Raw genomic sequence first — 22,996 nt, forward strand, 5'->3', positions numbered from 1 at the left:
CGCTGCTGCCGTCCGGCGCCACCTGCACGTCGGTAGCCGGCGCCGGGGCGGTAGTGTCCGGAGCGGTGACCTGGGCCGGCGGGCTGGCGTTGCCAGCCGGGTCGGTGACCACCACGGTGACCGTCTGGCCATTGGTCAGCGGCGGGTTCAGCGGAGCGGTGAAATTGCCGTTGGCATCGGCGATCACGGTGAGGTCCGGCTTGCCGTCGCCATTGGTATCGATGCCGACGCTCGCGCCGGCCTCGGCCTGGCCGCTGATGCTGCTGCCGTCAGGCGCTATCTTCAGGCCGCTGGCCGCCTTCGGCGGAGTGGTGTCCGGGGGCACCGAAGAACCGCCGCCGCCACCGCCGCCGCTGCTGTTGGAAATCGCCACCCCGGCGCCGATGGCCGCCGCACCGACCAGCAGCGCAGTCCCTGCGCTCATGCCACCGAGCACACCGGCGCCGGTCAGCGACTCGAAACCGGCCAGGCTTTCCTGCGGGATGTAGCCGGCCATCAGCGGCCCGTCGGCGGCGACCGGCGGCAGGTCTACCGCCACCAGCTTGTCCTTGTCGGCCAGGAACAGCTGGCTGGAAGGCTGGCCTTCCGCATAGAAGTTGGCGATGCGTACGCTTTCCCCGGTCTTCAGCTGGACGATCAGGTCCGAACCGCTCTTCGAGTATCCCGCCACCGACTCCGGTGCGACATCGAGCGCGATATTACTGCTCTGGGAGAGTTTGAGTATCCCGTTTTCCGGAACCTCGACGGCAGCCGCAGAAGAAATACTCTGATCGATAGGGGTAACTTTCGCCTGGATCGACATTTCCGACATTCCTCTTGTCAAGCAGCGACCGAACGGCCGCACCATGTAATCCAGAAATAGCAGCTTTTAAATAAAAGGCGAGTCTGACTTTATATATAACGACTAAGAAAACCCCCATGAAAAATTCAATTTAGATAACCCCTGGAAAACATGCAGCCATTTAGCCATCACACACCTATCTGATTGATAAACAATATATAATCAAAAAGTTATAATACTTTATAAAAAACCCCCATCACCTGGCACGGCAAATCGACTAAATAACCCAGCGGGCAAATATCAGAACTCTACGATGCGTATTTCATAAAAAACCGGGAGAAATGAAATAGCACTTCCCGGCACCTCGTAGTTCGTCGGCGCGAGGCGACGGCAAGACGACCCCGACAGTTCCAACGGAAAGCATCGCCGGGCATCCCGCGAAGCGGCCTTCATCGTCCTGCAATCAAAGCGTCATCGTCACGATGCCAAGTTATCCAACCGATCCTCTCCCGCGAGCGACCATGCATCACGGTATCTCCCCGCCCCAGGACGCCGACCTGTTCGGCCTGATCTACGGTTTCCGTTTCCGCCCCGGCGAAGCGGGGCGGGAAATCGACTCGGCTACCGCCCTCGCCTGCCTGCGGCAGGCTCGCGAGGAGGCGCCGGACGAGTTCCTCTGGCTGCACCTGAACCTCGCCCATGCCGCCTGCGAGCGCTGGATGAAGAAGCATCTGGAACTGCCGGATTATTTCTTCGAAAGCCTGCGCGAAGGGTCGCGCTCGACGCGCATCGAACACGTCGACTCGGCGCTGCTGGCAGTGGTCAACGACGTGGTCTTCAACTTCGGCCTGGTCTCTTCGGACGTCGCCACCCTGTGGGTCTGCGCCCGTGGCCGGCTGCTGGTCAGTGCACGAGCGCAACCGCTGCGCTCGGTGGACAAGCTGCGCTCTTCGGTGAAGCACGGCGAACCTTTCCGTTCGCCCCTGCAGTTGCTGATCCACCTGTTGCGCGACCAGGGCGACGTGCTGACCCAGATCGTCCGCGAAACCAGCGTCGCAGTGGACCGCATCGAGGACCAGCTACTGGCCCTGCGCCTCTCCGCCAACCGCGCCGACCTCGGCGCCATGCGGCGCGTGCTGGTACGCCTGCAACGCCTGCTGGCGCTGGAGCCCGGTTCGCTGCTGCGCCTGCTCAACCGACCGCCGGAATGGCTACAGGATGCCGACCTGCGTGAGCTGCGCGAAGCCACCGAGGAGTTCTCCCTGGTGATCAGCGACCTGACCGCCCTGGGCGAACGGATCAAGCTGCTGCAGGAAGAGATCGCGGCCAAGCTCAACGAACAGAACAACCGCATCCTCTTCACCCTGACCATGGTCACGGTGCTGGCCCTGCCGATCAACATCGTCGCCGGCTTCTTCGGCATGAACGTCGGCGGGATTCCCTTCGCCGACGATCCTGAAGGCTTCTGGATCATGCTCGTGCTGGTCGCCAGCTTCACCTTCCTCGCCGGCCGCTGGGCCTTCCGCAAGCGCGGCGACTATTGAGCGTGGACAACGCCGGCGGACAGTGGTTAGGTTGACCGACCACCGTCAGCCGGACCTTCCATGAGCCTTTCCCCTGCCGATCTCAAGCAACTCCAGGCCGCCAAGAACCTGCTGGAGAACCCTGGACTCACCGCGCAACTCACCAGCCTGCTGGGCACGCCGATCGAATACGGCCTGAAGAAGCTGCCGCGGAAGGTCAACGAGAAGCTCGGTTCGGTGATCGAGGGAGCGCTGCTGAAAGTCGCCCGCTCGGCCACCGCCACTCTCCAGGAAAACGCCAGCGGTCAACCGGCGAACCGCCTGCATACCCTCGGCGCCGCCGTTTCCGGTGGCGTCGGCGGCTTCTTCGGGCCGCTGGCGATGCTGGTCGAGGTGCCGGTCACCACCGGCATCATCTTCCGTTCCATCGCCGACATCGCGCGCAGCGAGGGCGAGTCGATCAGGGACATGGACACCCTGATGGCCTGTATCGAAGTCTTCGCCCTCGGCGGCAAATCCGCCTCGGACGACGCGTCGGAGTCCGGCTACTACGCGGTGCGTACGGCGCTGGCCCAGCAGGTCAAGGCGGCCGCCGACTTCCTCGGCAAGGACGCCGGCAGCAAGAAGGCCGCGCCCATGCTCCTGGCCCTGGTGCGCAAGGTCGCCGAGCGCCTGGGCGTGCAGTATTCGGAAAAGCTCGCGGCGCAGATCGTGCCCATCGTCGGCGCCCTCGGCGGCGCGGCGATCAACACGGTGTTCATGAACCATTTCCAGGCCATGGCGCGCGGTCACTTCGTCGTCCGCCGCCTGGAGCGCCACTACGGCAAGGATGTGGTTCGCGACGCCTACGCCCTGCTACCACGGCGCGGCTGAGCATGCCGGCCCACGCGGTCAGCCTGGCGCCGGGCGCGGCGGCAGCGACGCGCCCGGTGTTCAGCGCCGTTTCGCTCGCGGCGGAGCCTCGCGCGGAGCCCGGCTGGAGCCGGGCCCCGCGCCGACTCAGAGCGCCAGGCCGGGGTTGTACAACGGGCGGAAAGCGCAATGGGTGGTGCCGGCGCTCTGGTTGTAGAAATAGTAGCGGCGACAGTCGTTGTCGTAGTTGCTGGTGCCGACGTTGATCCGGTACGGACCGAAGCTGGCTCCCTGCAGGGAAACGAAGGCGCCGTTGTAGAGCAGCGAGAAATGCAGGTGCGGTCCGGTGGAGCTGCCACCCTCGCAGAGCGCGGTGTTGATGTTGCTGGCATAGACGCCGAGCTTGGTGTCGGCGCTGACCTGCTGGCCGTTGCTCACCTGGATCTGGTCCATGTGGTAGTAGTTGGTCGCCCAGCCGCTGGGGTGGGTCACCCGTACCTGGCAGCGCGACAACACCCGTACCGTGCCGGCGTGGGCGGCGACCACGCTGTAGGTCGCACTGCCCCAGCGCGGCCAGTCGTAGGACGCATCGAAGGAGGAGTACGGATAGCCCGAGCCGGTGTTCGAATGCGCTCCGTTGGGCTGCCAGGAATAGCCCTGGCGCCAGGGCAATTGCATCAGGTTGGATGGCGGCGCCAGCGCGGCCTTCGCCTGGAGTTGCCGGGCCACGCGGTTGCGCGGCTGCAGGAGTTCCGCGGCCGGGGTGCCGAACAGGCGCTGGAAGGTCTGCGCGTAGGCGCCGAGCGGATTGCCGCCTTGCACGGCGGAGGCCTTCGCCCCCTCTCGCAACAGACCGAGCAGCGCGGCCGATGCCGCGTTCAGGCCGTCCTCGCCGACGGCCTTGCGCGCAGCCGCCTGGCGCAACTGGTATTCCTCGAAACCGTAGTAGCGTCGCGACAACTGCTGCAACACGTCGCGTACCTGGGCATCGAAGCCGCGTTTCGCCGACAGCCGCCCCAGCGGCGCCGCCAAGGCGCGCTCGTCCGGCGCACCCAACGGCCCGGACTGCATGACCATCAGGGTCAACAACACTTTCGGGTTGATGCTGTAATAGCCGCTCCAGTGCTCCAGGTATTCGCTCTTGTCGCGCAGCGCCGGCGCGTTCAAGGCCAGGTAGGCCTCGAGGTCGAACGCCTCGGCGTCGCGACCGTAGAGGAACAGTTCGTCATTCAGCGGCAGGGCCACGCTGGGCAATTGCAACTGGCCGAGTAGCTCCGCCGAATAGCGGAAGGCCGGCAGGCCATCGTCATGGGCGTTGGCCGTGCCGCCCACGGCGAGCGCCAGCAGGGCGAAGAGGAACGGCGAGCGCGGGCTCGCCAGGGCGCGGGATCTTTTGTGCTGCATGGGTAGCTCCTGGTCATCGAAGGGAAACCTTGAAAGCCAGCAGCCCGGCGACATCGCCTCCGACGGGATAGCCTGGTCCGCTCCGCCGGTATTTCGCCCAGGCCGGGTTGCACGCCGCAGGACCGTGCAACGCCGTCACCCGGGAAGACAACTATCAGCTTTTGCAGTAAATCCGGTGCCCCGCTCCATCCGGCGGTAAAGCGTGCGGCAGCGCACCACAACCGAGCCGAATCGATCACAGAACGCCAGGCGCCGGAAATACTTCGATACAGTCTGCGCGCGCTCAGCGTTCCTCGGTGGAGGAGCCGTCGAGCGGATCGCGACGTGCCAGCTCGGCTTCGTCAAGGCCGTGGCCAGCGCCGATCTCGTTGCCATGCACGACCCTCAGGCGCTTGTCCGCGGGCGATTCGCCACCGCGCTCGGCCGGCGAGCGGGCACCGCTTTCATCGATCAGGGTCTCCGGCGCCAGATCGTCCATGCCGACGTTATCCTGGTAACCGTCGTCCTCGTCCGGCTGCCCGCCGGCGTGGCCCGCCTCGCGTACCCGCCGCAGGGAAAACTCGGCTTCCACCTCGGCCTCGGGCCGCTCGTCGCCGATCCGTGCCTTGCGCGCCTGGCGGCGCTCGTCGAAATCGAGTTCGCGTATCGAACCCATGCGGTCCTGAATGTCGTCGATTTCCTGGGGTGTGGTTTTCCGTCGTGTAGCCATGGCGACCTCCGTTACGAATGGCGGGCGCGCACCGCGAATGGCGCAACGCCCCTGTCCGGTCGACCGGCGAGGCGCCGGAAGATTCAGGAAATCCAACCGACGGCGGCTGCCTCGCTACCGCGGTGGCGGGCAAAAAAAAGCCGGATCGGCCCGGGGCGGGCTGGACGATCCGGCGTAATCGAAGCGCGGGACGTCGCGCACCTTGCCGCCGGCACGGGCGGGAGGTGGCGCACAGCGTTTCGCAGGGAATGACCACGGCATCGGCCGGTGGTCCAGGGGGAGTCAGGTCGGCACGGCTTCCTCGAGATAGTCGATGGCCTGGCGCACGGTCTCGATCCGTTCCGCATCGTCATCGGCGATCTCGACGCCGAACTCCGCTTCCAGGGCCATGACCAGTTCGACCACCTCGAGCGACTCGGCACCGAAGTCGTTACGGAAATCGCTGTCCAGCCGGATGTCGCATTCCTCCACGCCGAGCCGGGCGGCTACCAGCTTCCTCACTCTGGTCTCGATGTCGTCCATGCATTGCGGTCCCACTGCCCGGCCCTGGAAAAAAGTGCGGCTACTAAAGCCTCCGTCCCCGCCAGCGACAACTGCCAGATCTGGCAGTGGCGCTGCGCCGGAGCGCGGCCGCCGCAGCGCGCCGGTCAATCCGGTGGACGAAGCGCGACGCAGGATTCGAAGTCCGTCACAGGGCGCTTCCCGGCGTATGCGCAATCACCCGCGCCTTCCCTCGCGGCAGGCTTTGGGGCAGTTCCGCCAGGGCCCGGCGTGCCTGCTCCGGGTCGAGGTAGTCGCCCCGCTCCACCGCGAACAGCTCCTGGCCATCGCGCAGTTCGCGGCGCAAACGCAACGACAGGCCCGGATGCCGCTCGATCAGCGCGCGCATGAAGGCTTCGCTGCTGCCCTCGACCAATCGCACGGCGTAGCGCTGGGGTGACGGCGGCTGCGGCGCGTGCGTGCCCTGGCGAACCTCCAGCACCTCGCCGCCGCGGCCGTCGCCCAGGGACGCCGGGTCCGCCAGGCGCGGCTTCTCCATCAGCACCGGGGCTGGAGCCGGATAGCTGCGCGGCGAGCCAATAGGTGCCGGTGCGACCTGGGCGGCGGGACGCAGGTCGATGGCGCCGGCATCCTCGAACAGCGGGCGTGCCGGTTCGCCGGCGGCACCGCGCAGCAACTGGATGGAACGGTAACGGCCATGGCTGATGCGCTCCAGGCCGGCGGCATCGCGGACGATGCTCGGTCGCAGGAAGACCATCAGGTTGCGCTTCACCCGGGTCTCGCGGGACGAGCGGAACAGCCGGCCGAAGCCGGGGATGTCGCCCAGCAGCGGTACCCGCGAATCGCTGCGCAGCAGGTCGTCCTGGATCAGTCCGCCGAGGACGATGACCTGGCCGTCGTCGGCCAGTACGGTGCTCTTGATCGAGCGCTTGTTGGTCACCAGGTCCACCGCCTTCGCCGCCAGGGTGGCGGTTGGCGCGATGGAGGATATTTCCTGCTCGATCTCAAGGCGCAGCATGCGGTCCTCGCCGATGTGCGGCGTGACCTTGAGGGTCACCCCGATATCCTTGCGCTCGACAGTGGTGAACGGATTGCTCGAACCGCTGGCGCTGGTGGTGTAGCTGCCGGTCTGGAACGGCACGTTCTGGCCGACCAGGATTTCCGCCTTCTGGTTGTCCAGGGTCAGCAGGCTCGGCGTCGACAGCAGGTTGCTGCGGCTATTGCGGCTCAGCGCGGTGACCAGTGCGCCGAAATCGCGACTGCCGAGGCCGACTATCGCACCGTCGGGCAGCTCTGCCGGCGGCTTGCCGGCCTGCAACGCGCCTAGCAGGGTGCCGATGGACAACCCGCTGTCGGCGAAGCCAGCGCCGCCGGCGACATGCCCGCTACGCAGCGCCCATTGCACCCCGAGGGCGTCGCCGATCTCGCCGGACAGCTCGACGATCGCCGCCTCCACCAACAGTTGCGCACGCGGCACGTCGAGCTGGCGGACGATGTCCTCGAGCAGACCGACATCCTCCGGGTCGGCGAGGATCACCAGGGCATTCAGCGATTCGTCGGCGCGCACCAGCAGGCCGCGCTTGCCGCTTCCCCGTCCATCCTGGCCCCGCTCGCCGTGCAGCGATTCGCCGATCTCCCCGAGGGTGGCGGCGAGGGTCTTGGCGTCGCCATGGCGCAGGCGGATCACCCGGCTGTTCGCCGACCGCGACGAGGGGACGTCGAGCGACTGCGCCAGCCGCAGCAAGCGCGCTCGCGCCTGCGGCGGCCCGAGCAGGACCAGGCGGTTGCTGCGGCTGTCGGCGAGGACCTGGACGGTGGCGGCGCTCTTCCCGGCGGCCGGGGTGACGCTGCGATCGAGCACCTCGGCGATTTCCGCGACCCAGGCATGGCGCATGTCGTAGATGCTGTAGTCATGTTCGCCGGCCCGGTCGAGGCTGCGCACGATCGCCTCGATGCGCTCGATGTTGGCGCGGCGGTCGCTGACGATCAGCGCGTTGGCCGACGGCACGGCGGCCAGGTGGCCATGGGCCGGGACCAGCGGCCGGATCATCGGGATCAGTTCCGCCACCGAGGTCTGCTGCGCCTGGACCACCCGCGTCTCCAGGCTGCCCGGCCCATCGCGGACGGTCTTCTGCGCGGCGTCCTGGCGTGCCTCCATGTTCGGCACGATACGCGCCTGGTCGCCCTGCGGCAGCACCGCGTAGCCATGGGTGGCGAGCACCGAAAGGAACAGTTGGTAGACCTCCGCCAGGCTGAGCCGCGCCTGGGATACCACCGTGACCCGTCCCTTCACCCGCGGATCGACGACGAAGGTCTGGCCGCTGATGCTCGATACCTGCTCGATGAAGTCGCCGATCTCGGCATCCTTCATGTTGATCGTCCACTGCTCTTCCTCTTGCGCGGCGGCAGTCGCGGCAGGTGCCGGATGGACCGGCGGCGCCAGGCCGAGGACGGCCAGCGACAGGACCAGGAACAGCGGAGACAGGCGCTGGGCGGAACGGGTACTACAACGTGGCATGGGTGGTTTCTGCCCCTTCGGCTTTGGGGAAATACAGACGTTCTTCATAACCCTGGTCGCGCAGCACCACATGGTCGCGATGAACCGCCAGCAGCACGGTGCCGGGGCGCACTTCGGCGCCCGGCAGGAAGCGCTGCGAGCGCCCGGCCACCGCGATCAGCGCCGCCGAGCGGTCCTCGCGACGCGCCAGGAAGCAGGCCAGCAGGCGTAATTGCAGACGCTCGCCCGCCGTCGCGCCGCGCGGCGACGGAGCGCCACCGAACAAGCCGGCTAACGCCGCGTGCGGGGCCGCTGAAGGGTTGGCTGGCGGCGCCGGGGCCGCTGCGGCGGGCAATTCCGCCAGCTCGCGGCGCAGCGAGCGCGTCTGGCTGGCCAGGCTGGCGCTGAGCAACGCCAGCAGCAGCACGCAAAGCACAGCGGGCGCATGCCCGGCCAGGCTGCGCAGGGAAACGAAAGACGATGGAAGGTGACGCGACATGCAGCAGGCGGATTCCGGCAAACGGGCGCGCTGCATCGACGCGGCTCGCCCAGGGGCGGCGAGCATAAGGGATGGGGCTGCGGCCTACGGCCGCGAAAGGGCAAAACTGTTAAGGCTGCCCGCTTTGATCCTTCGTGGCGGGAACTGGCCCACAAAACGCCAGGCGCGGGAAAGGCCTCAGCGCTTGCCCATCGAACGACGGGTACCGCGCGGCGCCATGCCGGGACGCTGGCCCTTGTCGTGGATCTTCCGCTGCGGATAGAGCTGGGCCTGGTTCTTCTTCGCCAGGGCGGCCTTCAGCAACGCGCTGGCGTCGCTCGGCGCGGCCTGGGCCGGAGCGTCGTCGGAGGAAAGGGCCTGGGGAAGAGCGTCGGGAGCGGAAGCCATGGCGTATCCGGATCGGGGGAAATCGTGGGGACGCGATTATACATGGCTGCCCGGCTGTCCGGCAGCACCTGCCGGCGTATCGCCACCGGTCAACGCAGTTGCCACCAGCCCGGTAGCAACCGGCGCACCCTGGCCTGGGCGAAACGGTCGTCGATCAGGTGCACCACGCCGCGATCGCTGCGGCTGCGGATCACCCTCCCGGCGGCCTGGACCACCTTCTGCAGTCCCGGATACAGGTAGGTGTAGTCGTAGCCGTCACCGAACAGGCGCTGCATGCGCAGGCGGATCTGCTCGTTCACCGGATTCACCTGGGGCAACCCGAGGGTGGCGATGAAGGCGCCGATCAGGCGCTCTCCAGGCAGGTCGATGCCTTCGCCGAAGGCACCGCCGAGCACGGCGAAGCCGATGCCCTCGCCGCCCGCGACGAAGCGTTCGAGGAAGGCCCGGCGCTCCGCCTCGTCCATCCGTCGCGTCTGGCTCCAGCACGGCACCCACGGGTATGCCTGGCGGAAGACGTCCAGCGTCTGCTGCAAGTAATCGAAGCTGCTGAAGAAGGCCAGGTAGTTGCCCGGCCGCTGGCGAAACTGCTCGCCGAGAATCGCCGCGATGGGCGCCAGGGAGGCCTGACGCTGCGCATAGCGCGTGGAAACCCGACGCTGTATGTGCACCTCCAATTGCTCGGCGCTGAATGGCGAGTCCACTTCCAGCCAGGGCGTGCCCGCCGGCAGGCCAAGCAGGTCGGCGTAATAGTCGCGCGGCCCGAGGGTAGCGGAGAACAGCACGGTGGAGCGGCTGGCGGCGAAGCGCTCGGCGAGAAACGCCGCCGGCACCACGTTGCGCAGGCACAGCCGGGCCAGGCTGCGGCCGTTGCGGCCTGGGCGCTTCTCGATGTCGAACAGCGAATGCTCGCCGAACAGCTCGGCGAGACGGCCGAACTGCAGGATCGCGAAGTAGAACTCCTGCAACGCCGGCTCCAGCGCCTGCGGTTGCTCGGCGAGCAGGTCGTTGATCGCCGCCACCGCGTTCTGCAAGGCCAGGAGCAGCTTCTGCGGTGGCTCGTCGTAGGCCTGGTAGCCGTCCGCCTGGGTCTTGCCCAGTTCGTTCCAGGCACGCTGGATGCGCTCCAGCGGTTTCCTCAGGGCCTCCGGGGCGGTCTTGCGCACACCGAGGAAATCGCCCTGGTCGAGTTCGGCGGAATACATCCGCCGGCCGCGCTCCACCAGGTTGTGCGCCTCGTCCACCAGTACCGCCACCCGCCACTGGTTGACCTGGGCCAGGCCATGGAGCATGGCGCCGAGGTCGAAGTAGTAGTTGTAGTCGCCCACCGCCAGGTCGCACCAGCGCGCCAGTTCCTGGCCCAGGTAGTAGGGACAGACCCGGTGCGCCAGCGCCACCTCGCGCAACCGCGCCTGGTCCAGCCAGCGCGCCTCCACGGCGGCGGCGCGTGCCGCCGGCAGGCGTTCGTAGAAGCCCTGGGCCAGGGGACAGGACTCGCCGTGGCAGGCCTTGTCCGGATGCTCGCAGGCCTTGTCCCGCGCCAACAGTTCCAGCACCCGCACCGGCAGTCCGCCGGTCTCCCCTTCCAGGCTGCGCAGGGCATGCAGCGCGAGGGCCCGGCCCGGGGTCTTGGCGGCCAGGAAGAACAGCCGGTCCAGGCGCTGCCCGGGCATCGCCTTGAGTTGCGGGAACAGCGTGCCGATGGTCTTGCCGATCCCGGTCGGCGCCTGGGCCATCAGGCAACAACCGGCGGAGGCGGCCTTGTACACCGCCTCCGCCAGTTGCCGCTGGCCGTGGCGGAATTCGGCGTGGGGAAAGCGTAACGCGGCCAGTTCGCGGTCGCGCCGCTGGCGGTGCGCCAGTTCCTGCTCGGCCCAGGCGAGAAACGCCTGGCACTGGCTCTCGAAGAACAGCCGCAGCTCGTCGGCCCGCACCCGCTCGACGAAGCGGGTCTCCTTCTGGCTGCCGACCTCCAGGTAGACCAGCGCCAGTTCGACTTCCTCCAGCTTCCGTTCGGCGCAGAGCAGCCAGCCGTAGACCCTGGCCTGGGCCCAGTGCAGGTGCCGGTGGTTGGCCGGTTGCAGGGCGAGGTCGCCGCGGTGGGTCTTGATTTCCTCCAGGCAGTTCGCCTGCGGATCGTAGCCATCCGCCCGGCCGCGCACCTGCAAGTGACGATAGCGTCCGTCCAGCGCCACTTCGCGCTGGTAGTGAGCGGGGCGCCGGGAGGTCACCAGGGTATGTCCGGCGATGCCTTCCAGGGCGCTGGGCGACGGGGTGAAGCGCAGGTCGAGGTCGCCGCGCTTGGCGCTGAACTCGCAAAGCGCGCGCACCGCCACCTGGTACAGCGCCTCGCCGCCCTGCTCAGTCATCGACATGCCAGCGCACGTAGCAGACCGCCACCGGCATCTCCCGCTCGCGGCAGAATTGCAGCCAGCGCAACTGGTTGTCCTGCAGGCGGTCGCCCGGTCCCTTGACCTCGACCATCCGGTAGCGACGCTGCGCCGGCCAGAACTGGATCAGGTCCGGCAGGCCGGCGCGGTTGCCCGGGATATCCTCCAGCAGGCGTTCGAACCAGGCGCGCAGGTGGGCCGCCGGCAGGCAATCGAGCGCCTGTTCGAGCAGTTCCTCGCCAAGCAGCTCCCAGTAGACGAAAGGCGACTGCAGGCCGAACTTGTCGCGGTAGCGACAGCGGATCGCGTCGCGGTAGCTGCCGTCCTCCAGCCGCCCCAGGCAGGCCTCGAACAGGGCGGCGCGGCGCTGGCGGAAGTCGGCGCTGTGCAGGTCCGCCGGCGCGCTGTGGAAGGGATGGAAGAACGCCCCAGGAATGGCGGCGAAGATCGCCTCCCAGCAGAGCAGCCCGAACAGCGAATTGATCAGGCCGTTCTCGACGTAGTGCACCGCGCAACCGGGCTCTTCCAGGTGCTCGCGGACCGCCCCCTCGACGCTACAGGGTTCGCTCGGGAACGCCAGGCACAGGTCCAGGCGTTCGATTTCCGGAGCCGCCGCCCGCGCCTGTCGCGGCAGGCCGAGCTTGCCTTGCAGGCGCGGCAGCAATCGGGCCAGGCCCTGGCGTTCGGCGTCGCTTTCCGGCGCACAGCTGGCCTCCCGCGCCAATGCATGGGCTTCGGCGAAGCGCTCGCCACGTTCCAGGCTGCGAATCGCCCGCAGGCGCGCGCCGGGGTGGCTGGATTGGCGATAGAGCCGCTGGGCCAGGTCGAAATCCCGCTGCTTTTCGCAGTACTGGGCGAACTGGAACAGCAGCTTGACCCGCCGCCCTTCCAGCCAGGGATTGGCGTAGGGTTCGCCCGGCAGGCCGGCGAGCAGTTCCTCCAGCGGCTCGCCGAGGTCGAAGCGCTGGCGGCAGTCGAACAGGTGGAGATAGGCGTCGACGTCGGCGCGCAGGCGAAAGCCGCGGGAATCGGCGGAAAACTCGACGCTTTCGTAACGATAGATACCCAGGTCGGCAAGGACGAACTCCGACCAGTCCTGCCACAGGTTGCCGAAATACATCAACCGCAAGCGGTCGCAGAGCGCCATGCAGCGCAACTCGTAGACCGGTTCGGCGAAGTCGGCCTGCCACTCGGCGAGCCGCCGCGCCTCGGGGAACAACGGCTGGAGCCGTTCCAGCAGCGCATCCTTGCGCAGGTTCGCGCGCCCGAGATGGTCCCTGAACAGCTGCGACAATTCGTCCTTCTTCAGCAAGCCGAACAGTTGCGCCAGTTCCAGGGCCGGCTGCGCGTCCACCCAGCCCAGTGCCAACAGCGGTTGCACGGCGGCGCGCGTGTCGCCGATCTCGGCATAGGCCAGCTTGCCTTCGCGGAACAGCGTGCCCTTGCGCATCACCATGCGCACCAGCAGGGCTTGGCTAGCCTCGGGCAATTCGGCGAACGCGGCGATGAAGGCACGTTCCTGATCGTCGAGCAGATCGGCATAGCGTTCGCCGATCCAGGCGAGCACCGCGCGGAAGTTGTGCAGGTAGTAGAAGGGTTCGGGAAGCGCTGGGGAATTCACGGGAAGCGGAGCCTGGTACTGTTCATGCATACAGATACCAGCGCCCCCACGGCTTGGCAATGCGCATCCGATCAAGCGTCGCCGGCCTGGCGACGACTATCCAGGCACAAGGCATTCGTTATATAAAAATATTAACAACGAAACCTGCCCCGTATCGGTCCCGATGAAGAAGATCCGCCAACGCAACCTGCAACTGATCCTCGACGCCGCCTGCGAAGTCTTCGCCGACTGCGGCTTCAGCGCCGCCCGGCTCAGCGACGTCGCCGAGCGCGCCGGCGTGGCGAAGGCCAACGTGCTCTATTACTACCGCTCCAAGGCGCAACTCTACGAGGCGGTGCTGGACAGCATCGTCGAGCCTCTGCTGGAAGCCTCCCGGCCATTCGCCGGTGACCAGCCGCCCGCCGAGGCGCTACGCGCCTACGTCGACAACAAGATGCGCATCGGCGCCGAGCGGCCGCACGCGGCCAGGGTCTTCTCCTGCGAGATCATGCGCGGCGCGCCGCGCATGCCGGCGGCGCTGCTGGAACGCCTCGACGCCCAGGCGGAACGCAACGCCGAGCGCATCCGCCAGTGGATCGACGAAGGCCTGCTGGCGCCGCTGGATCCGTACCACCTGCTGCTCAACCTGTGGGCGATGACCGAGTCCTATGCCCTTGGCGGCTGGCAACTGGCGCGCCTCACCGGCCAGGCCGGGCTGGACGCGAGCGACTACCGGCAGGCGGCGGAAAACATCGTCCGCCTGGTCTGCGCCGGCTGCCTGGCACTCCCCGGCGAGGCCGCGCCGCGTCGGCGTTTCCGCGCGCTGGCCGGCTGAGCGACTTGCGCCAGATCAATTTCCGCGTAGCGCTATATTCCAAAAGCCATAGCGAACCCCTAAGCTTGCGCCAGCCCCGTCCGCCAACTTCGTTCGCCCCCCACAGGAGCACTCCATGACCACCCGCCTGCCCCAGCTGTTGCTCGCCCTCCTCGCCAGCGCCGTATCCCTGGCCGCCAGCGCCGACGAGGTGCAGGTCGCCGTCGCGGCCAACTTCACCGCGCCGATCCAGGCCATCGCCAAGGAATTCGAGAAAGACACCGGGCACAGGCTGGTCGCCGCCTACGGCGCCACCGGCCAGTTCTATACGCAGATCAAGAACGGCGCGCCGTTCCAGGTGTTCCTCTCCGCCGACGACAGCACTCCGGCGAAACTGGAGCAGGAAGGCGAGGTCGTGCCCGGCTCGCGCTTCACCTATGCCATCGGCACCCTGGCACTCTGGTCGCCCAAGGCCGGCTACGTCGACGCCAAGGGCGAGGTGCTGAAGAGCGGCAGCTTCAGGCACCTGTCCATCGCCAACCCGAAGACCGCGCCCTACGGCCTCGCCGCCACCCAGGCGATGGACAAGCTCGGCCTCGCCGCCACGCTCGGGCCGAAGCTGGTGGAAGGCCAGAACATCAGCCAGGCCTACCAGTTCGTTTCCAGCGGCAACGCCGAACTGGGCTTCGTCGCCCTGTCGCAGATCTACAAGGATGGTAAAGTCGCAACCGGCTCGGCCTGGATCGTTCCCGCCGAGCTGCACGACCCGATCCGCCAGGACGCGGTCATCCTCAACAAAGGCAAGGACAACGCCGCCGCCAAGGCCCTGGTCGACTACCTGAAGGGCGCCAAGGCCGCCGCGCTGATCAAGTCCTACGGCTACGAACTCTAAGGCGGGACCTGCATGGCGTTGCCACTCGACAGTACGGACCTGGCGGCCATCTGGCTGACCATCGAGCTGGCTTCGCTCACCACCCTCCTCCTGCTGCTGATCGGCACGCCCATCGCCTGGTGGCTGGCGCGCACCCGCTCCTGGCTGAAGGGGCCGATCGGCGCGGTGGTGGCCCTGCCGCTGGTGCTGCCGCCGACGGTGATCGGCTTCTACCTGCTGGTCAGCATGGGTCCCAACGGTTTCATCGGCCAGCTCACCCAGAGCCTCGGTCTCGGCACCCTGCCCTTCACCTTCGCCGGCCTGGTGGTCGGCTCGGTGTTCTACTCGCTGCCCTTCGTCGTGCAACCGTTGCAGAACGCCTTCGAGGCGATCGGCGAGAAACCGCTGGAGGCTGCCGCGACCCTGCGCGCGAGCCCCGTCGACCGTTTCTTCAGCGTGGTCCTGCCGCTGGCCCGGCCGGGTTTCGTCACCGCCGCGATCCTCGGCTTCGCCCATACCGTCGGAGAGTTCGGCGTGGTGCTGATGATCGGCGGCAACATCCCGGAGAAAACCCGCGTGGTCTCGGTGCAGATATTCGATCACGTCGAAGCCATGGAATACGCCCAGGCCCACTGGCTGGCCGGCGGCATGGTGGCGTTCTCCTTCGTCGTCCTCCTCGCCCTCTATTCGGGCCGGCGCCGCCGGCCGGGCTGGGCCTGAGATGGACGGCCTGCGCCTGCGCTTCCGCCGCGCCTACCCCGGCTTCGAACTGGACATCGACCTGGCTCTTCCCGGTCGTGGCGTGACCGCTCTGTTCGGCCATTCAGGCTCCGGCAAGAGCACTTGCCTGCGCTGTATCGCCGGCCTGGAAAAGGCCGCCGAGGGCGAGGTGACGATCAACGGCGAGACCTGGCAGGACAGCCGCCGCAACCTCTTCGTCGCGCCCCACCGACGTGCCCTCGGCTACGTGTTCCAGGATGCCAACCTGTTCCGCCACCTGACGGTGCGGCGCAACCTGGCCTTCGGTCTCAAGCGCATCGCCGCCGCCGAACGCCGCGTCGAGCTGGAACAGGCCTGCGCCCTGCTGGGCATCGAGCACTTGCTGGAACGCATGCCGGAACGCCTCTCCGGCGGCGAGCAGCAACGCGTCGGCATCGCCCGGGCCCTGCTCACCAGCCCGCGCCTGCTGCTGATGGACGAGCCGCTGGCATCCCTCGACCTGAAGCGCAAGGGCGAGATCCTGCCCTATCTCGAACGCCTGCACGAGGAACTGGACATCCCGGTGCTCTATGTCAGCCACTCGCCGGACGAAGTGGCGCGCCTGGCCGATCACCTGGTGCTGCTGGAGAACGGCAAGGTCCGCGCCAGCGGGCCGATCGGCGAAACCCTGGCGCGAGTCGACCTGCCGCTGGCGCTGGACGACGACGCCGGGGTGGTGATCGAAGGCACGGTCAGCGACCACGACCCGGCCTACGGCCTGCTGACCCTGGTCCTGCCCGGCAGCGCGCTGCAAATGCGCGTCGCCCACGCCCCGCTGGCCCCCGGCAAGCGCCTGCGCTTCAAGGTACAGGCGCGCGACGTCAGCCTGAACCTGCGCGACGACGCCCAGAGCAGCATCCTCAACCGCCTGCCGGTACGGGTCCTGGAATTGGTCGATACCGACACCGCGGCCCACGTACTGGTGCGCCTGGATGCCGGCAGCAATCCGCTGCTGGCGCGGATCACCCGTTACTCGCGGGACCAGTTGCAACTACGACCCGGCCAGCTGTTGTGGGCGCAGATCAAGTCGGTGGCGGTGCTCGCCTGACCCCGGCCTCGCCTGCGGCGCCTAGACCCTGGGCCAACGGTAGCGGATCAGCCGCCCCATCCGCCGCAGGAAGGCGAAGCCGTTGTAGATCGGCAGCATCAGCCGCGACGACTGCGGCAGCTTGGCAACGTCCTGCGGGTCATAGTCGGTGACCTCCTCGATGAAGCGCAGGGCCGGATGCCACCGCTCGAGTTCGCGCGGGTCGTCGATGCTCCAGTACACCTGCGCCCCGGTCTCGCGCAGCGGCGGATACAGGCGCAGCAGCATGATGCCGAGGCGGCCGTAGCCGTCGAACAGCAGCTCGCCGCTACCCAGGTGGTCGACCAGGCGTTCCACCAGGCGTCGCACCTGGGACTCCCGCAGATAAGGCATCAGCCCCTCGGCCAGGACCAGGGCGGGCCGCTCGCGCGGCACCCCTTGCAGCCAGCCGTCGTCGTCCACCGAGTGGCGCAGCGCCCGATAGGCGCCGGCGCGCGGCGGGTAGAGCCGCTCGCGCAGGTCCATGACTTCCGGATAGTCAAGGTCGAACCAGGGCAGCTCGGCCGGCGGATCGACCCGGTAGATACGGCTGTCCAGGCCGCAACCGAGGTTGAGCACCTGCCCCTCGGGATGGCGGCCGAGGAAGTCGCGGCAGGCCTGGTCGAAGTAATGCGAGCGCATGGCCAGGGCCCGTTCGTTGCCCTTGCCGAGGGCGACCCTGGAGAAGTCGAAGTCGATCTGCCGCACCGCCTCCTCGGCGAAACGGTCATGGAGGATGGAATCGTCCAGGCGGCTATCCAGCGCCTTGGCGTAGAGGGTGATCAGGAGCGTCTGCTTTTCTCCGGTGAGGGTGATGCGGTGGCCGGGCATGAAAACCTCCTGCGGGCACGCGTGCCTCTTCAGTCCTTGCCGAAAACATCGCTATGCTTCGGCAATGATTGCCCTGGAGTCACGAATGAAAGCCAACTCCGATGAACTGCAAAGCTTCGTCAGTGTAGTCGACAGCGGTTCCATCAGCGCCGCCGCGGAACAGATGGGACTGACCGCCTCGGCCGTCAGCCGGACCCTCTCGCGCCTCGAGCACAAGCTCGGCACCACCCTGCTCAACCGCACCACCCGGCGCATGGAGCTGACCGAGGAAGGCCGCTACTTCCTCGACCAGGCACGGCAGATCCTGCAGCAGATGGAGGCGCTCGAGGAACGCCTGGCCCTGCGCCGGCAGAGCCCCGCCGGGCGCCTGCGGATCAACGCCGCCTCGCCCTTCATGCTGCACGCGGTGGTGCCGCACATCGGCGAGTTCCGCCGGCTGTACCCGAACATCCAGCTCGAACTCAACACCAACGACCTGATCATCGACCTGTTGGAGCAACGCACCGACGTGGCGATCCGCATCGGCGCGCTCAGCGACGCCACCCTGCACGCGCGGCCGCTGGGCGCCAGCCGCCTGCACATCCTCGCCAGCCCGGAGTACCTGGCCCGCCACGGCATGCCGACGAGCATCGAGGGGCTGCGAGGGCACACCCTGCTCGGCTTCACCCAGCCCGAGCACCTCAACCGCTGGCCGGTGGTGCACGCCGACGGCGATCGCCTGGAGATCCAGCCGGATATCTCTGCCTCCAGCGGCGAGACCCTCCGCCAACTGGCCCTGAGCCACCAGGGGATCGCCTGCCTGGCCAGCTTCATGACCGACCGCGATATCCAGGACGGGCGCCTGGTGCCGCTGTTCGCCGAACAGATGAGCGAATACCGGCAACCGATCCACGCCGTCTACTACCGCAACTCGCAACTGGCGCTGCGCATCCAGTGCTTCCTCGACTTCATCCAGCAGCGCCTGGGCGCCTGAGACCGACCGTGAACGAATCCCTCGACTTCTCGCCCTACCTCGAGCGCTGGGCGTTGCAACCCGACGGCGAGCCCTTCGCCACCCACAGCAGCCGCCTGCTGCCGGTGCGCCATCGCGGCGCAGCGGCGATGCTGAAGATATCCAGTGCCGAGGAAGAGCGTTTCGGCCACGTACTGCTCAACTGGTGGGACGGCCAGGGCGCGGCCAGGGTGCTGGCCTACGACCACCAGGCGCTGCTGATGGAGCGTGCCACCGGCGGGCGCTCGCTGCTGGAGATGGTCAAGCGCGGCGACGACGACGAGGCTACGCGTATCCTCTGCCAGGCCATCGAACGCATCCATGCCCCGCGCCCGGGTCCGTTGCCGGAACTGACCCCGCTGGAGCGCTGGTTCGACTCGCTGTATGCCGCCGAGCGCCGCTACGGCGGGCTCTACGTCGACTGCGCGAACGCCGCCCGCTACCTGCTGGAGACCGCTCGCGAACAGCGCCCGCTGCATGGCGACATCCACCACGGCAATGTGCTCGACTTCGGCGAGCGCGGCTGGCAAGTCATCGACCCCAAGCGGCTCTACGGCGAGCGCGGCTACGACTACGCCAACCTGTTCACCAATCCCGACGCGAAGACCGCCCAGGCGCCCGGCCGTTTCGAGCGCCAGCTGGAGATCGTCGTCGCCGCCAGCGGCCTGCAACGCCGCCGCCTGCTGCTGTGGATCCTGGCCTGGACCGGACTCTCGGCGGCCTGGTTCGACGAGGACGGCAGCCACGAGGAGACCGACGCCGAGCTGGCCATCGCCCGCCTGGCCCTCGCCAGCCTGTCTCGCGAAGGCTGATCAGAAGCGCCAGAACGCGCGGGTGCACAGCACCAGTACGGTGAGAATCTCCAGCCGACCAAGCAGCATGCCGAGGGTCAGCAGCCACTTGGCCATGTCCGGCAGGCTGGAAAAGTTTCCCGCCGGTCCGATAATCGGCCCGAGCCCGGGCCCGACGTTGCACACGGCGGTCGCGGCACCGGTGAACGCGGAGACCCAGTCGAGGCCGAGCATGGTCAACCCCAGTGCGATCACGCCGATGGTGATGGTGAAGAAGAAGGAAAAGGTGATCAGCGAGCGGACGATTTCCTCGTCCAGCGGATGGCCGTTGTAGCTTTGCCGGATGGTCGCCCGCGGATGCACGAGGTTCTGCAGGTTGGCCCTGAGCAACACGAAGGCCACCTGGAAGCGGAAGATCTTCAACCCGCCGGCGGTGGAGCCCGAGCAACCGCCGACGAAGGTGAGGTAGAAGAACAGCATGACCGCGAAGGTTCCCCAGGTGGTGTAGTCGGTCAGGGCGAAACCGGTGGTGGTCACCACCGACGTCACATTGACCGCCACCAGGCGCAGCGCATCCCACCAGCCGTAATCGGAATTCAGCCAGAGCCAGAAGGCGAAAACCAGCCAGGTCACCGCCAGGAAGCCGATGAAGCCATGCACCTGGTGGTCCTTGAGCAAGGCCAGGCGATGGCCGCGCAGGGTCGCGACATAGAGGGTGAACGGCAGGCTGCCGAGGATCATGAACAACACGGCGACCCAGTGCACCGCCGGTTGCGGCCAGTGCGCGAGGGAAGCGTCGGAGGTGGAGAAGCCGCCCGTGGAGATGGCGGCCATCGAATGGTTGAACGCCTCGAAGGGGGTCATGCCCGCCCACCAGAAGCACAGCACGCCCAGCAGCGTAAGCGCGACGTAGACGCCGAGGATGTACTTGGCCGCCATGTGCGAGCGTGGCATCACCTTCTCGCCCCAGTCGGAGGATTCGGTCTGGAACAGGCGCATGCCGCCGACACGCAGCAGCGGCAGGATCGCCACCGCCATGCCGATGAAACCGATGCCGCCGAGCCAGTGCAACAACGAGCGCCAGATGAGGATGCCCGGCGACATCTGGTCCAGCCCGCTGAACACGGTGGAGCCAGTGGTGGTGATGCCCGACATGGTCTCGAAGAATGCATCGGTGTAGCTGATGTGCCGAGCCATCACCATCGGCAGCGCGGCGAAGGCGCAGACCACCACCCAACTGGCGGTGGTCAGGAAATACATGTGCCGGGCACGAAAATGCACGTGAGCCGGCCGTCCCGGCAAGACCAGCGCGAGGCCGGCAGCCGCGGTGAGCAGGCTCGACCAGAGGAAGGCGTCGAAATCGTCGTAGCGCTGGAAGAGCGCCAGCGTCAGCATCGGGATCAGCATGCTGGCCGCCAGGGTGACCAGGAAAAGCCCGAGGATGAATCCCACCAGGCGGAGCAGGGAAAAGCTCATTCCGTAACGACCTGTTTCAGCAGAGGCGGACAGCCGCGTATTCTAGCCGCCCACGGGGCGGCTTCGGAACCATCTCAGGGGATCGCCTATCCCAGGAATCGAAGGTTCTCTGTTCGCTGACACCGTTCCATTGTCAAATAGGCGTCTCGCGCCCCCTACCAGTAAGGAAACCCAAACATGGCCGGAGCCAGCCTCCTCACCCTCCTCGACGATATCGCCGCGGTGCTCGACGACGTCTCGCTGATGACCAAGGTCGCCGCGAAGAAGACCGCCGGCGTTCTCGGCGACGACCTGGCGCTGAACGCCCAGCAGGTCACCGGGGTCAACGCCGACCGCGAACTGCCGGTGGTCTGGGCGGTGGCCAAGGGCTCGCTGCGGAACAAGGCGATCCTCGTTCCCGCCGCCCTGCTGATCAGCGCCTTCGCGCCCTGGGCGGTGATCCCGCTGCTGATGCTCGGCGGCGCCTACCTGTGCTTCGAGGGCTTCGAGAAGATCGCCCACAAGTACCTGCCCCATGACGACGAGCACGCCGACGAGGCAGCGCTGGCGGCCAATGTCGACGTGGCTGCCCTGGAAAAGCAGAAGATCGGCGGCGCGATCCGTACCGACTTCATCCTCTCCGCGGAAATCATCGCCATCACCCTCGGTACCGTCGCCGAATCCAGCTTCACCACCCAGGTGCTGGTGCTGGTCGGCATCGCCCTGGTGATGACCATCGGCGTCTACGGCCTGGTCGCCGGCATCGTCAAGCTGGACGACGCCGGCCTCTATCTGTCCAAGCGCGACAGCGGCTTCGCCCAAGGGCTCGGCGGCGCCATCCTGCGCACCGCGCCGTACCTGATGAAAGGCCTGTCGGTGGTCGGCATGGCGGCGATGTTCATGGTCGGCGGCGGCATCCTCACCCACGGTATCCCGGTGGTCCACCACGCCATCGAACAGGCCGCGCAGAGCGTCGCCGGCATCGCCACGCTGGGCCCGTTGCTGGCGGCGATCACCCCGACCCTGCTGAACTTCCTGTTCGGCATCGTCGCCGGCGCCGTGGTGCTGGCGGGGGTGCTGCTGGTCAAGCGCCTGCTGCCGAAGAAGAAAAAGACTGGCTGAGCCTGCCATCGCCGGCAGCACCATCGCGGAGGGCGGATAGCCGCCCTGGCGCACATCCCACGAAGCGGTTGTGCGCCCTGCCCCGGAAGTCCCCCTCCGTTTCAATTCAATAATTTTGCACTGTAATAGCAACATTATTCGTTGGAGACGAATAATGCTCCCCTCCTAGAATGTCCACCAGTGCCATGAGCCGTCTGTTCCGAGCCTTCCAGACGAAGATCCGACCTCCGCACTCCATCGACCCGGCAACGGGATACCCAGAAAAATACCGATAACCCAACGAGGACCCGAGGGTCGCGCCTGCTCGCCAGCCGGCCGGACCCGGGGCCCGGCGTGCCAGCGACCATGAACGATACGGATAGCAGAAAAGATCCGGACGGCTACAACTACGACGTCGTCCGCCAGTTCACCCTGATGACCCTGGTCTGGGGCATCCTCGGCATGGGCCTGGGGGTGTTCATCGCCGCCCAGCTGGTCTGGCCGGCGCTCAACCTCGACCTGCCCTGGACCAGCTTCGGCCGCATCCGCCCGATCCACACCAGCCTGGTGATCTTCGCCTTCGGCGGCAGCGCGTTGTTCGCCACCTCCTTCTACGTGGTGCAGCGCACCAGCGGCGTGCGGCTGATCTCCGATTCCCTGGCGCGCTTCGTGTTCTGGGGCTGGCAGGCGGCGATCGTGGGGATGATCGTCAGCTACCCGCTGGGCTACACCACCTCCAAGGAATACGCCGAGATGGAATGGCCACTGGCGCTGTGGATGGCCATCGTCTGGGTGGTTTATGCCTACCTGTTCTTCGGCACCATCGCTCGCCGCAAGGTGAAGCACATCTACGTCGGCAACTGGTTCTACGGCGCCTTCATCATCGTCACCGCGATGGTCCATATCGTGAACCATGCATTGCTGCCGGTGAGCCTGGGCAAGTCCTACTCGGCCTATTCCGGCGCCACCGACGCGATGATCCAGTGGTGGTACGGGCACAGTGTGGTCGGCTTCATCCTCTCGGTCGGCTTCCTCGGCATGATGTACTACTTCGTGCCCAAGCAGGCCGGGCGACCGATCTACTCCTATCGCCTGTCCATCGTGCATTTCTGGGCGATCATCTCGATCTACATCTGGGCCGGTCCGCACCACCTGCACTACACCGCGCTGCCGGACT

The 22,996-nt window shown here is 67.1% G+C and carries 21 protein-coding genes; 10 read left to right on the top strand and 11 right to left on the bottom strand.

Features of this window, described 5'->3' with window-relative positions:
* A partial coding sequence (locus tag HMPREF2914_RS22715; RefSeq protein ID WP_049265668.1) for an Ig-like domain-containing protein occupies positions 1 to 802 on the bottom strand: 802 nt, incomplete at its 3' end.
* Between the two features lie 500 nt (positions 803 to 1,302).
* On the opposite strand from HMPREF2914_RS22715, the gene HMPREF2914_RS22720 reads away from it, so the two are divergent.
* Entirely contained in the window at positions 1,303 to 2,325 is a 1,023-nt protein-coding gene (locus tag HMPREF2914_RS22720; RefSeq protein WP_003106674.1) for a transporter, read from the top strand.
* 60 nt (positions 2,326 to 2,385) lie between these two features.
* The gene (locus HMPREF2914_RS22725) at positions 2,386 to 3,177 is read left to right on the top strand and encodes an EcsC family protein (protein WP_003106675.1); all 792 of its coding nucleotides are present in this window, start codon (positions 2,386 to 2,388) and stop codon (positions 3,175 to 3,177) included.
* A gap of 126 nt (positions 3,178 to 3,303) precedes the next feature.
* Here the strand turns inward: HMPREF2914_RS22725 and lasA are convergent, their stop codons facing one another.
* The 8 genes from lasA to fan1 all read right to left on the bottom strand — a co-directional run bounded on the left by lasA (position 3,304) and on the right by fan1 (position 13,191).
* Positions 3,304 to 4,560, bottom strand: coding sequence for an elastinolytic metalloprotease LasA (gene lasA, locus HMPREF2914_RS22730; protein WP_003139897.1), 1,257 nt, complete (start codon positions 4,558 to 4,560; stop codon positions 3,304 to 3,306).
* A gap of 283 nt (positions 4,561 to 4,843) precedes the next feature.
* Entirely contained in the window at positions 4,844 to 5,269 is a 426-nt protein-coding gene (locus tag HMPREF2914_RS22735) for a hypothetical protein (RefSeq protein ID WP_023091932.1), read from the bottom strand.
* Positions 5,270 to 5,551: 282 nt separating this feature from the next.
* A complete protein-coding gene (gene acpP / locus HMPREF2914_RS22740; protein ID WP_003132735.1) occupies positions 5,552 to 5,791 on the bottom strand; it encodes an acyl carrier protein in 240 nt (79 codons plus the stop codon).
* A gap of 166 nt (positions 5,792 to 5,957) precedes the next feature.
* Positions 5,958 to 8,288, bottom strand: coding sequence for a type II secretion system secretin GspD (gene gspD / locus HMPREF2914_RS22745; RefSeq protein ID WP_023091933.1), 2,331 nt, complete (start codon positions 8,286 to 8,288; stop codon positions 5,958 to 5,960).
* Positions 8,275 to 8,802, bottom strand: a complete 528-nt coding sequence (locus HMPREF2914_RS22750) for a type II secretion system protein N (RefSeq protein WP_003108706.1) — start codon at positions 8,800 to 8,802, stop codon at positions 8,275 to 8,277. The genes gspD and HMPREF2914_RS22750 overlap by 14 nt, the downstream gene beginning before the upstream one ends.
* 141 nt (positions 8,803 to 8,943) lie before the next feature.
* Positions 8,944 to 9,153 (bottom strand): hypothetical protein, encoded by a 210-nt coding sequence (locus HMPREF2914_RS22755; RefSeq protein WP_003088087.1) that lies wholly within the window; start codon positions 9,151 to 9,153, stop codon positions 8,944 to 8,946.
* 89 nt (positions 9,154 to 9,242) lie between these two features.
* Positions 9,243 to 11,519: an ATP-dependent DNA helicase gene (locus HMPREF2914_RS22760; protein ID WP_023091934.1), complete on the bottom strand. Its 2,277-nt coding sequence runs from the start codon at positions 11,517 to 11,519 to the stop codon at positions 9,243 to 9,245.
* Positions 11,512 to 13,191 (bottom strand): nuclease Fan1, encoded by a 1,680-nt coding sequence (gene fan1 / locus HMPREF2914_RS22765; protein ID WP_021264656.1) that lies wholly within the window; start codon positions 13,189 to 13,191, stop codon positions 11,512 to 11,514. The genes HMPREF2914_RS22760 and fan1 overlap by 8 nt, the downstream gene beginning before the upstream one ends.
* 133 nt (positions 13,192 to 13,324) lie before the next feature.
* Here fan1 and HMPREF2914_RS22770 point away from each other — a divergent pair, with 133 nt between their 5' ends.
* The 4 genes from HMPREF2914_RS22770 to modC all read left to right on the top strand — a co-directional run bounded on the left by HMPREF2914_RS22770 (position 13,325) and on the right by modC (position 16,632).
* A complete protein-coding gene (locus HMPREF2914_RS22770; RefSeq protein WP_003088072.1) occupies positions 13,325 to 13,975 on the top strand; it encodes a TetR/AcrR family transcriptional regulator in 651 nt (216 codons plus the stop codon).
* Positions 13,976 to 14,090: 115 nt separating this feature from the next.
* Positions 14,091 to 14,846, top strand: a complete 756-nt coding sequence (gene modA, locus HMPREF2914_RS22775; RefSeq protein WP_003088070.1) for a molybdate ABC transporter substrate-binding protein — start codon at positions 14,091 to 14,093, stop codon at positions 14,844 to 14,846.
* 12 nt (positions 14,847 to 14,858) lie between these two features.
* Positions 14,859 to 15,545, top strand: coding sequence for a molybdate ABC transporter permease subunit (gene modB / locus HMPREF2914_RS22780; protein WP_003088068.1), 687 nt, complete (start codon positions 14,859 to 14,861; stop codon positions 15,543 to 15,545).
* Position 15,546: 1 nt separating this feature from the next.
* The gene (gene modC / locus HMPREF2914_RS22785; protein WP_022580293.1) at positions 15,547 to 16,632 is read left to right on the top strand and encodes a molybdenum ABC transporter ATP-binding protein; all 1,086 of its coding nucleotides are present in this window, start codon (positions 15,547 to 15,549) and stop codon (positions 16,630 to 16,632) included.
* A 21-nt stretch (positions 16,633 to 16,653) separates the two neighbouring features.
* On the opposite strand, the gene HMPREF2914_RS22790 is transcribed toward modC, so the two are convergent.
* Complete coding sequence (locus HMPREF2914_RS22790; RefSeq protein WP_003132742.1) at positions 16,654 to 17,481, bottom strand: class I SAM-dependent methyltransferase; 828 nt, start codon at positions 17,479 to 17,481, stop codon at positions 16,654 to 16,656.
* Between the two features lie 85 nt (positions 17,482 to 17,566).
* On the opposite strand from HMPREF2914_RS22790, the gene HMPREF2914_RS22795 reads away from it, so the two are divergent.
* Both HMPREF2914_RS22795 and HMPREF2914_RS22800 read left to right on the top strand, forming a co-directional pair.
* The gene (locus tag HMPREF2914_RS22795; RefSeq protein WP_023980891.1) at positions 17,567 to 18,454 is read left to right on the top strand and encodes a LysR family transcriptional regulator; all 888 of its coding nucleotides are present in this window, start codon (positions 17,567 to 17,569) and stop codon (positions 18,452 to 18,454) included.
* Between the two features lie 8 nt (positions 18,455 to 18,462).
* Complete coding sequence (locus HMPREF2914_RS22800) at positions 18,463 to 19,284, top strand: aminoglycoside phosphotransferase family protein (RefSeq protein WP_022580294.1); 822 nt, start codon at positions 18,463 to 18,465, stop codon at positions 19,282 to 19,284.
* Here the strand turns inward: HMPREF2914_RS22800 and HMPREF2914_RS22805 are convergent, their stop codons facing one another.
* Entirely contained in the window at positions 19,285 to 20,739 is a 1,455-nt protein-coding gene (locus HMPREF2914_RS22805) for a TrkH family potassium uptake protein (RefSeq protein WP_003088056.1), read from the bottom strand.
* Positions 20,740 to 20,916: 177 nt separating this feature from the next.
* Here HMPREF2914_RS22805 and HMPREF2914_RS22810 point away from each other — a divergent pair, with 177 nt between their 5' ends.
* On the top strand, positions 20,917 to 21,840 hold the full coding sequence (locus tag HMPREF2914_RS22810) for a DUF808 domain-containing protein (RefSeq protein WP_003088054.1): 924 nt from the start codon (positions 20,917 to 20,919) through the stop codon (positions 21,838 to 21,840).
* Between the two features lie 345 nt (positions 21,841 to 22,185).
* Positions 22,186 to 22,996: cbb3-type cytochrome c oxidase subunit I (locus HMPREF2914_RS22815; protein ID WP_177344133.1), on the top strand; the 811-nt coding region annotated here is incomplete at its 3' end.

Origin of the sequence: Pseudomonas sp. HMSC067G02, assembly GCF_001813485.1 — a bacterium.
Taxonomy (GTDB): Bacteria; Pseudomonadota; Gammaproteobacteria; order Pseudomonadales; family Pseudomonadaceae; genus Pseudomonas; species Pseudomonas aeruginosa.

What these genes read in the sequence shown, in the direction of transcription:
- HMPREF2914_RS22720 (WP_003106674.1), top strand. Translation starts at nt 1,303, where the DNA reads ATGCATCACGGTATCTCCCCGCCCCAGGACGCCGACCTGTTCGGCCTG.
- HMPREF2914_RS22725 (WP_003106675.1), top strand. Translation starts at nt 2,386, where the DNA reads ATGAGCCTTTCCCCTGCCGATCTCAAGCAACTCCAGGCCGCCAAGAAC.
- lasA (WP_003139897.1), bottom strand. Translation starts at nt 4,560, where the DNA reads ATGCAGCACAAAAGATCCCGCGCCCTGGCGAGCCCGCGCTCGCCGTTC.
- HMPREF2914_RS22735 (WP_023091932.1), bottom strand. Translation starts at nt 5,269, where the DNA reads ATGGCTACACGACGGAAAACCACACCCCAGGAAATCGACGACATTCAG.
- acpP (WP_003132735.1), bottom strand. Translation starts at nt 5,791, where the DNA reads ATGGACGACATCGAGACCAGAGTGAGGAAGCTGGTAGCCGCCCGGCTC.
- gspD (WP_023091933.1), bottom strand. Translation starts at nt 8,288, where the DNA reads ATGCCACGTTGTAGTACCCGTTCCGCCCAGCGCCTGTCTCCGCTGTTC.
- HMPREF2914_RS22750 (WP_003108706.1), bottom strand. Translation starts at nt 8,802, where the DNA reads ATGCAGCGCGCCCGTTTGCCGGAATCCGCCTGCTGCATGTCGCGTCAC.
- HMPREF2914_RS22755 (WP_003088087.1), bottom strand. Translation starts at nt 9,153, where the DNA reads ATGGCTTCCGCTCCCGACGCTCTTCCCCAGGCCCTTTCCTCCGACGAC.
- HMPREF2914_RS22760 (WP_023091934.1), bottom strand. Translation starts at nt 11,519, where the DNA reads ATGACTGAGCAGGGCGGCGAGGCGCTGTACCAGGTGGCGGTGCGCGCG.
- fan1 (WP_021264656.1), bottom strand. Translation starts at nt 13,191, where the DNA reads ATGCATGAACAGTACCAGGCTCCGCTTCCCGTGAATTCCCCAGCGCTT.
- HMPREF2914_RS22770 (WP_003088072.1), top strand. Translation starts at nt 13,325, where the DNA reads ATGAAGAAGATCCGCCAACGCAACCTGCAACTGATCCTCGACGCCGCC.
- modA (WP_003088070.1), top strand. Translation starts at nt 14,091, where the DNA reads ATGACCACCCGCCTGCCCCAGCTGTTGCTCGCCCTCCTCGCCAGCGCC.
- modB (WP_003088068.1), top strand. Translation starts at nt 14,859, where the DNA reads ATGGCGTTGCCACTCGACAGTACGGACCTGGCGGCCATCTGGCTGACC.
- modC (WP_022580293.1), top strand. Translation starts at nt 15,547, where the DNA reads ATGGACGGCCTGCGCCTGCGCTTCCGCCGCGCCTACCCCGGCTTCGAA.
- HMPREF2914_RS22790 (WP_003132742.1), bottom strand. Translation starts at nt 17,481, where the DNA reads ATGCCCGGCCACCGCATCACCCTCACCGGAGAAAAGCAGACGCTCCTG.
- HMPREF2914_RS22795 (WP_023980891.1), top strand. Translation starts at nt 17,567, where the DNA reads ATGAAAGCCAACTCCGATGAACTGCAAAGCTTCGTCAGTGTAGTCGAC.
- HMPREF2914_RS22805 (WP_003088056.1), bottom strand. Translation starts at nt 20,739, where the DNA reads ATGAGCTTTTCCCTGCTCCGCCTGGTGGGATTCATCCTCGGGCTTTTC.
- HMPREF2914_RS22810 (WP_003088054.1), top strand. Translation starts at nt 20,917, where the DNA reads ATGGCCGGAGCCAGCCTCCTCACCCTCCTCGACGATATCGCCGCGGTG.